Source organism: Bradyrhizobium sp., from assembly GCF_049798375.1.
Classification (GTDB): Bacteria; Pseudomonadota; Alphaproteobacteria; order Rhizobiales; family Xanthobacteraceae; genus Bradyrhizobium.
This window is the reverse complement of sequence record NZ_JBARGP010000176.1, coordinates 1-7,300: the sequence shown is the minus strand read 5'-3', so window position 1 is coordinate 7,300 and position 7,300 is coordinate 1. Positions and strand designations below refer to the sequence as shown.

Annotated in this window: 7 protein-coding genes; 1 reads left to right on the top strand and 6 read right to left on the bottom strand. The window is 65.3% G+C overall.

The features are described 5' to 3' along the window. The 5 genes from WA702_RS07375 to ltnD form a co-directional block, all read right to left on the bottom strand. The coding region (locus WA702_RS07375; protein ID WP_425109871.1) for an efflux RND transporter permease subunit at window positions 1–771 on the bottom strand (771 nt) is incomplete at its 3' end. A 393-nt stretch (window positions 772–1,164) separates the two neighbouring features. After that, window positions 1,165–2,856 (bottom strand): methyl-accepting chemotaxis protein, encoded by a 1,692-nt coding sequence (locus tag WA702_RS07370; RefSeq protein WP_425109870.1) that lies wholly within the window; start codon window positions 2,854–2,856, stop codon window positions 1,165–1,167. A gap of 208 nt (window positions 2,857–3,064) precedes the next feature. Next, window positions 3,065–4,342, bottom strand: a complete 1,278-nt coding sequence (otnK, locus tag WA702_RS07365; RefSeq protein WP_425109869.1) for a 3-oxo-tetronate kinase — start codon at window positions 4,340–4,342, stop codon at window positions 3,065–3,067. After that, entirely contained in the window at window positions 4,339–5,121 is a 783-nt protein-coding gene (gene otnI, locus WA702_RS07360; RefSeq protein ID WP_425109868.1) for a 2-oxo-tetronate isomerase, read from the bottom strand. Before otnI ends, otnK begins: the two co-directional genes overlap by 4 nt. A 23-nt stretch (window positions 5,122–5,144) precedes the next feature. Beyond that, window positions 5,145–6,143, bottom strand: coding sequence for an L-threonate dehydrogenase (gene ltnD / locus WA702_RS07355; protein WP_425109872.1), 999 nt, complete (start codon window positions 6,141–6,143; stop codon window positions 5,145–5,147). A gap of 45 nt (window positions 6,144–6,188) precedes the next feature. On the opposite strand from ltnD, the gene WA702_RS07350 reads away from it, so the two are divergent. After that, a complete protein-coding gene (locus WA702_RS07350) occupies window positions 6,189–6,851 on the top strand; it encodes an aldolase (RefSeq protein ID WP_425109867.1) in 663 nt (220 codons plus the stop codon). Between the two features lie 132 nt (window positions 6,852–6,983). Here WA702_RS07350 and WA702_RS07345 read toward each other — a convergent pair. Further along, window positions 6,984–7,300, bottom strand: a 317-nt coding sequence (locus WA702_RS07345; RefSeq protein ID WP_425109866.1) for an ATP-binding cassette domain-containing protein, incomplete at its 5' end; no start/stop codon positions are given.

The following is a 7,300-nucleotide window of genomic DNA, read 5'->3' as shown; positions in this document are numbered from 1 at the left end:
CACATAGACCATCGCGCCGTTGACCTGCTTGATCGGCAGGTCGCCGAGCTCTTCCATCTTGAGCGGCGAGTTGTTCAGATTGATGGTGTATTCGAAACTGCCGATCTTCTGGGTGCCGACCGGCGTGATCAGGTTCTGCGCGGCGAGCGCGTTGGCGACGTCCTGCCCCGACAGACCACGCGCCTGCAGCGCCGTCGAATTGAGGTCGATCTGGACCTGGCGCTGCTTGCCGCCGAACGGGTACGGGATCGCGACGCCGGGCACGGTGACCAGCGGCGTGCGCAGCTGGTTGATGCCGATGTCGGCGAGGTTCTGCTCGGTCAGCCCTTCGCCCGATAGCGCGACCTGGATGATCGGCACGGTCGACGCCGAGTAGTTCAGGATCAGCGGCGGCGTCGCCCCCGGCGGCATCTGCTTCAGCAGCGTCTGCGCGATCGCCGTGACCTGGGCATTGGCGGTGCGAATGTCGACGCCCGGCTGGAAGAAGATCTTGGTGATGCTGACGCCATTATAGGAATTGGCGACAATGTGCTCGATGTCGTTGACGGTCGTGGTCAGCGACCGCTCGAACGGCGTGGTGATGCGGCCGGACATCTGGTCCGGCGGCAGGCCGGTATACTGCCAGACCACGCCAATCACGGGGATACGGATGTCGGGGAAGATGTCGGTCGGCGTGCGCAGTGCCGCCAAGGGTCCGACGATCAGGAGCAGGAGCGCGAGCACAACAAAGGTGTACGGCCGGCTCAGGGCAATGCGGACCAGTGCAATCATGGATGGAGTTGTTCCAAGTCCCGGTGGCGGACCAGATGCGCGATTATTCGCAATGATCTACCGCAAAGCGCGGAAAATAGCCAAGTGGACGGCAAATACCATCCGTCACATCCACATTACTGCAACGCAACCGCGCGGCACGCTCGCATAGCTCATATTCCGTTTCGGCAGATCGACTACTTGGCGGACTCAATATCGCGCGACGCCGCTCAGGCGAAGGAGTCGGACGCAATGCGATTGCATAGTCGACGCAGTGGCTGTGCTCCTACGGCGACCCGTGAAGTAGGGCGATCACGGTGGCACCGTCAGCCCTTAACGTCGGCGCGGCCCGGCGGACCCGGGTCGCAGATCTCGTGACCGGATCGTCAATTGGCGATCCGGCAAGGGGGGAGCTTACGCCGCGCGTACCGAGCTCAGGAAGTTGCCGACCTCCTGCTTCAGGCGGCTGGAGTCGCCGGACAGCGCCTTGGCTGCCGACAGCACCTGCGAGGAGGCCGACCCGGTCTCGGTCGCGCCGCGCTCGACATCGGCGATGTTGGCGGACACCTGCTGGGTGCCCTGCGCTGCCTGCTGGACGTTGCGGGAGATTTCCTGGGTCGCGGCGCCCTGCTCCTCCACCGCAGCAGCGATAGCAGAGGAAATCTCCGATAGCCGCTCGATGGTCGCGGAGATTTCCTTGATGGCGTTGACCGAGTCCTGTGTCGCCCCTTGAATGCCGGAGATCTGCTGGCCGATTTCGCCGGTCGCCTTCGAAGTCTGCTCGGCCAGCGCCTTCACCTCGGAGGCAACCACCGCGAAACCGCGGCCAGCTTCACCGGCGCGCGCCGCCTCGATGGTGGCGTTGAGCGCGAGCAGATTGGTCTGGCCTGCAATGGTGTTGATGAGCTCGACGACGTCGCCGATACGGGTGGCGGCCTTCGACAGCTCGCTGACCCGATCGGTGGTCGAGCGGGCCTGGCCGACCGCGTCGCCCGCCATGCGCGCCGACTCCTGCACCTGTCGGCTGATCTCGGTGACAGACGACGACAGCTCCTCGGTGGCCGATGCGACCGACTGGACGTTGGAGGTGGCTTCTTCGGAAGCCGAGGCGACGGTGGTCGCGAGCTCGCGCGACCGCGATGCGGTCGAGGTCAAGGTCCCCGCGGAAGCTTCGAGCTGCGAGGACGCCGAGGACACCGTGCTGACGATCTCGCCGATCATCGCTTCGAATTTGCGGGTGATGCCGTCGACGCGGCGGGCGCGCTCGATCTTCTCCTCGGCATCGCGGGCGGCGGTCTCATCCGCGGCCTTCTTGGCGATCAGTTCTTCCTTGAACACCTGCAGCGCATCGGCCATGGCGCCGATCTCGGTCTTGGCGCCACGGTGCGGCACTTCGGCGGCGAGGTCGCCATGCCCGATCGCCTGCATCGGCTTGATGATGGAGCCGATGGCGCTGGAGATGTCCTGGACCAGGAAGAAGCTGATGGCGGCGCCCGCAACCATGGAAATGCCGAGGATGACGGCCAGCATCATGAACGACGACGCATAGGTATCCGCGGCGTCGCTCGACGCCTTGGCCGAACCGTCATTGTTGAGCGTGATATCCTTCGCGAGCACCTCGTCGGCCTTCAGCCCGATCTTGTTGACCGTATTGCTGTTGAGGTCATGGGCCTCCTTCGGATAGTGGCCGGCGGCCTGGCGCGACAGCTCCATCACCTTCTCGGTGCCGGCCTTGTATTCCGTGAAGCTCCGGGACCATTCGTCATACAGGGCGCGCTCTTCGGCGGACGAAATCATCGACTCGTAGGCCTGGCGGGACTTGGCGATCATGTCGGAGACCAGCTTGGCCGTTTTCTCCTGCGCCAGCTTTTCATCCAACGTCTCGCCCAACATGTGCTCGCGGATCACATTGCGGTAGGTGATGACGCCGGCACGCAGCTCGCCGAGCACGCGGACGCTGGGCAGCCAGTTGTTGGTGATGTCCACCGTGTTGGCATTCATCGACCGCATGTTCCGCACGGCGAGCAGTCCCATGCCGGTCATGACAACAAGCAGGAAGGCGACGACCGTGATGATCTTCGCGCGGATCGACATTTGTGCAAACATGAACATCTCTCGGGCCTTGGGGCGCGGGGAAATGCCGCGCCCGCTCCGGTGAACACTGGATTTATGGTTATGCGTGCATAAAGCGCCGGGCTTCCTCAAGTCGCGTTAACAAGGCCGACCGTAATACTACCGCCAAAGCTCGGGAGCCGCTGCGCGACACGGATGTCTCACGGGCCGCCTTTGTCGGTCAGTCGGCCCCACGGTCAGTTCAGCGCATCAGCCTGAGCGCGTCGGCAAAGAACTGCGGGCCACCGAAATTGCCCGATTTCAGTGCAAGCAACATGTCGCCGGCTTGGGTGCCGACCGTGCGCAGCACGGGCACGCCGGCAGCGATCTCGGCGCCGACCAGGAAGCCGGGAATTTTCAGGCGATCGACCACGGCGCCGGAGGTCTCGCCGCCGGCGACGACGAGCCGCTTGACGCCTCCCAGCACCAGGCCTTCGGCGATATCGGCCATCGCCTGCTCGATCGCGTAACCGGCAACCTCGCGGCCGTGGCGAGCCTGCAGCGTTTGAACCTCATCCGGCGTGGCGCTGGAGGCGATCAGCACCGGGCCATCGGCCAGGCGATCCGTGGCCCAGCCAAGCGCACGGCGGGCTTCGTCCGGCCCCTCCACCACGCGTTCGGGATCGAGATGCAACACCGGCATGATCTTCTCGGCATTCGCGACCTGGCTCAGCGTGGCCTGTGAGCAGCTTCCCGCGAGGCAGGCGGCCGGCCCCCCGACCCGCGCCATGGCAGCTGCGTCCGCATGCGCCGATACAACCCGACCGGAGCCGACCAGCGCGCGCGCCAGCCCGAGCCCGATGCCGGAGGCGCCGACCGAGACACGATGATCGAGCGCCGCGGCGCCGATGGTGGTGAGATCGGCATCGAACACCGCATCGACGATGGCGGCGCCGATACCCTCGGACACCAGCTGCGCGAGCCGCGTGCGCACCGCCTCCGCGCCTCGCGCGACGGTGGCGAGATTGACAAGGCCGATCCTGGTTTGGCTCTGGCGTGCCAGCACCCGCACCAAATTGGCATCGTGCATCGGGTTGAGCGGATGATCCTTCAGTGGGCTTTCGTTGAGCGGCACCGAGCCCACGAACAGATTACCCTGATAGACGGTGCGGCCGGTCTCCGGGAAGGCCGGCGTCACCAGCACGATGGCGTCGCCGGCGTCGGCACGTAGCGCGTCCATCACCGGACCGATATTGCCGGCGTCAGTGGAATCGAAGGTCGAGCAGATCTTGAACAGCACGTGCTCCGCGCCGCGGCCGCGCAGCCAGGCGTCAGCGTCGCGGGACCAGGCGACCGCTTTTGCGGCCTCGATCGAGCGGCTCTTCAGCGAGACCACGACGGCATCTACCTCGGGCAGCGCCAGATCATCGCTGGGCACGCCGATGGTCTGTACGGTGCGCAGGCCGGCGCGCGTCAGCGTGTTGGCAAGATCGGAGGCGCCGGTATAGTCATCGGCGACGCAGCCGAGCTTAAGCGTCACGGCCTCGCTCCCTTGTATTGATCAAACCAGGCGAGGCCGTCTTCGGTGCGGCCACGCGGATTGTATTCGCAGCCAACAAAGCCGGCATAGCCGAGCCGGTCGAGTTCGGCGAACAGGAACGGATAGTTCAGCTCCTCGCCGTCGGGCTCGTTGCGCGACGGGACAGAGGCAATCTGGATGTGGCCGATGATGTCCATCATCTCGCGCAGCCGCATGGTGACATCGCCATGAATGATCTGGCAGTGATAGATGTCGAACTGCAGCTTCAGATTCGGGAGCTTCAGCTCGCGGATCAGATCGCGCGCAACGTGGAAATCGTTGAGGAAGTAGCCGGGCACGTTGCGCGGATTGATCGGCTCCAGCACGACATCGAGCCCGTGCGGCGCAAAGAACTCCGCGGCATAGGCGACGGACTTATAGAACGCCTCAACCGCCTTGGCATCGCTGCGCTGGGCAATCCCGGCCATCAAATGCACACGCCCGACGCCGGTCGCCTGCGCATAAGGCAGCGCCGTCGCAAGGCTCGCCTTGAGATCGTCGAAACGTGCCGGCAGTGCCGCAAAGCCCTTCTCGCCGGCAGCCCAGTCGCCCGGCGGCAGGTTGAACAGCGCCTGCGTCAAGCCGGCGTCGCGCAGGCGCTTGCCGATTTCCTCCGACGGATAGTCATAGGGAAACAAAAATTCCACCGCGGTGAAGCCGGCCTTCGCAGCCGCGGCAAAGCGGTCGAGGAACGGATGCTCGGTGAACATCATGGAGAGATTGGCGGCGAACCGGGGCATGACGTGAACTCGCTATGATGCTGTTATTTGGTGTCGCCCGGCAGCTTTGTGCCGGTCACCTGCGCATACATCCGCGCCACCGAGGCATCGTCGTCGCGGCCCATGCCGGCGGCCGATGTCATCAGGAACATCTGCAGCGCGGCGGCGGAGACCGGCACCGGGAAGCGCGCCGTGCGCGCCATGTCCTGGATGATGCCGAGGTCCTTCACGAAGATCTCGATTGCGCTGCGCGGCGTGTAGTCGCCGTCGAGCACGTGCGGCATACGGTTCTCGAACATCCAGGAATTGCCGGCCGAGGCCGTGATCACCTCATAGACCTTGTTGATGTCGAGCCCCTGCTTGGCGGCGAACGTGATGGCCTCGCAGGCCGCCGCGATGTGCACGCCGGCCAACAGCTGGTTGATCATCTTGAACGCAGCGCCCTGGCCTGCCGCATCGCCGAGCTCGTAGAGCTTGGCGGCCATCGCATCCAGCGCCGGCCGCGCCTTGGTGAATGCCGCGGCGCTGCCGGAGGCGAGAATAGTCAGCTCGCCCTGCGCCGCGCGCTGCGCGCCGCCGGAGATTGGCGCATCGAGATAATGCCGCCCCGTCGCCTCGAGCTGTTTTGCCAGCTTGCGGGCGACATCCGGATCCATGGTGGCGGACGAGATGAACACGGCATCCTTCGGCAGGGTCTCGGCGACGCCGCCGGTGCCGAACAGGATGGCCTCGGTCTGGGCAGCATTGACGACCACGCTGACTACGATGTCGGCATTCTTGGCCGCCTCGGCCGGGCTCTTGGCGCCCGTGCCGCCTTCCTTGACGAATCGCGCCACGGCGTCAGCCGAGACATCGCAGCCGGTCACTGCGAAACCGGCCCGGCGCAGCGAGGTGGCCATGCCGAACCCCATCGAGCCCAGCCCGATCACGGCGACTTTCAATGCGGCAGATGACGACATCGGACGGTTCCTCGGCACGTTTCTGAGTCGCTGCCGGTTGCTCCGGCTCGCACCCTCGGTATCACGGCTTGGCCGGATAGCCAAAGCATGAGACAAGGCAAAAAGAGTTGCTGGCAAGGACTTGATAACATGGCGGAAACAGCGATACGCGAGGCGATCTGCCGGTTCGGCCGCTCACTGTTCGAGCGCGGGCTGACGCCGGGCTCCTCGGGCAATATCAGCGTGCGGCTCGACGACGGCGGCTGGCTGGTAACGCCGACCAATGCCTCGCTCGGCTTCCTCGATCCGGGCCGATTGTCGCGGCTCGATGCCAACGGCAAATTGGTCTCGGGCGATGCCCCGACCAAGGAGGTGCCGTTGCACACCGCGCTGTACCAGACCCGCGGCCAGGCGCGCGCAGTGGTGCATCTGCACTCCACCCATTCCGTCGCATTGTCGATGCTGCCCGAGATCGACCCGCGCGCGGCGCTGCCGCCGATGACGCCATATTATTTGATGCGCTGCGGCCAGACCGCGCTGCTGCCCTACTATCGGCCCGGCGATCCCGCCGTAGCCGACGCGATCAAGGGGCTCGCCGGCAAATACGCCTCGGTGCTGCTCGCCAATCACGGCCCGGTCGTCGCCGGCGACACCCTGGAAGCCGCTGTGTTCGCGATGGAGGAGTTGGAGGAGACGGCGAAGCTCTATCTGCTGTTGCGCGGCCTGGACCCGCGCTATCTCTCGCCGGCGCAGGTCGCGGACCTGGTGAAGACGTTCGGTTTGACGCTGCCGGACGCGCACGAGCACGGCTAGCTGAGCGCGCCAGATCGTACTTTGTAGGGTGGGCAAAGCGAAGCGTGCCCACCATTCATGGCCGCGGAGCTAATCGGTGGGCACGGCGCTCCGCGCCTTTGCCCACCTACGACATCCTTCCACGCGAGCGCACTACAGCCCCAGATACGCCTTCCGTACGTCCTGATTGACGGCGATCTCGCTGGCCTTGCCGTTCATCAGCACGCGCCCGGTCTGCAGGACGTAGGCCCGGTCGGCGATCTCCAGGCACTCAGCCATGCGCTGCTCGACGATCAGCACGGTCATGCCGGCGTCGCGGATGCGCTTGACCGCCTGGAAGATTTCGTCGACCAGTTTTGGCATGATGCCCTGCGACGGCTCGTCCAGCATCAAGAGGCGCGGCCGCGTCATCAGCGCGCGCCCGATCGCCAGCATCTGCTGCTCGCCGCCGGACAGCGTCTCGGCGCGCT

Excerpts from the sequence above, each read along its gene's own strand:
- WA702_RS07370 (WP_425109870.1), bottom strand. The coding sequence starts at position 2,856 with ATGTTTGCACAAATGTCGATCCGCGCGAAGATCATCACGGTCGTCGCC.
- otnI (WP_425109868.1), bottom strand. The coding sequence starts at position 5,121 with ATGCCCCGGTTCGCCGCCAATCTCTCCATGATGTTCACCGAGCATCCG.
- WA702_RS07350 (WP_425109867.1), top strand. The coding sequence starts at position 6,189 with ATGGCGGAAACAGCGATACGCGAGGCGATCTGCCGGTTCGGCCGCTCA.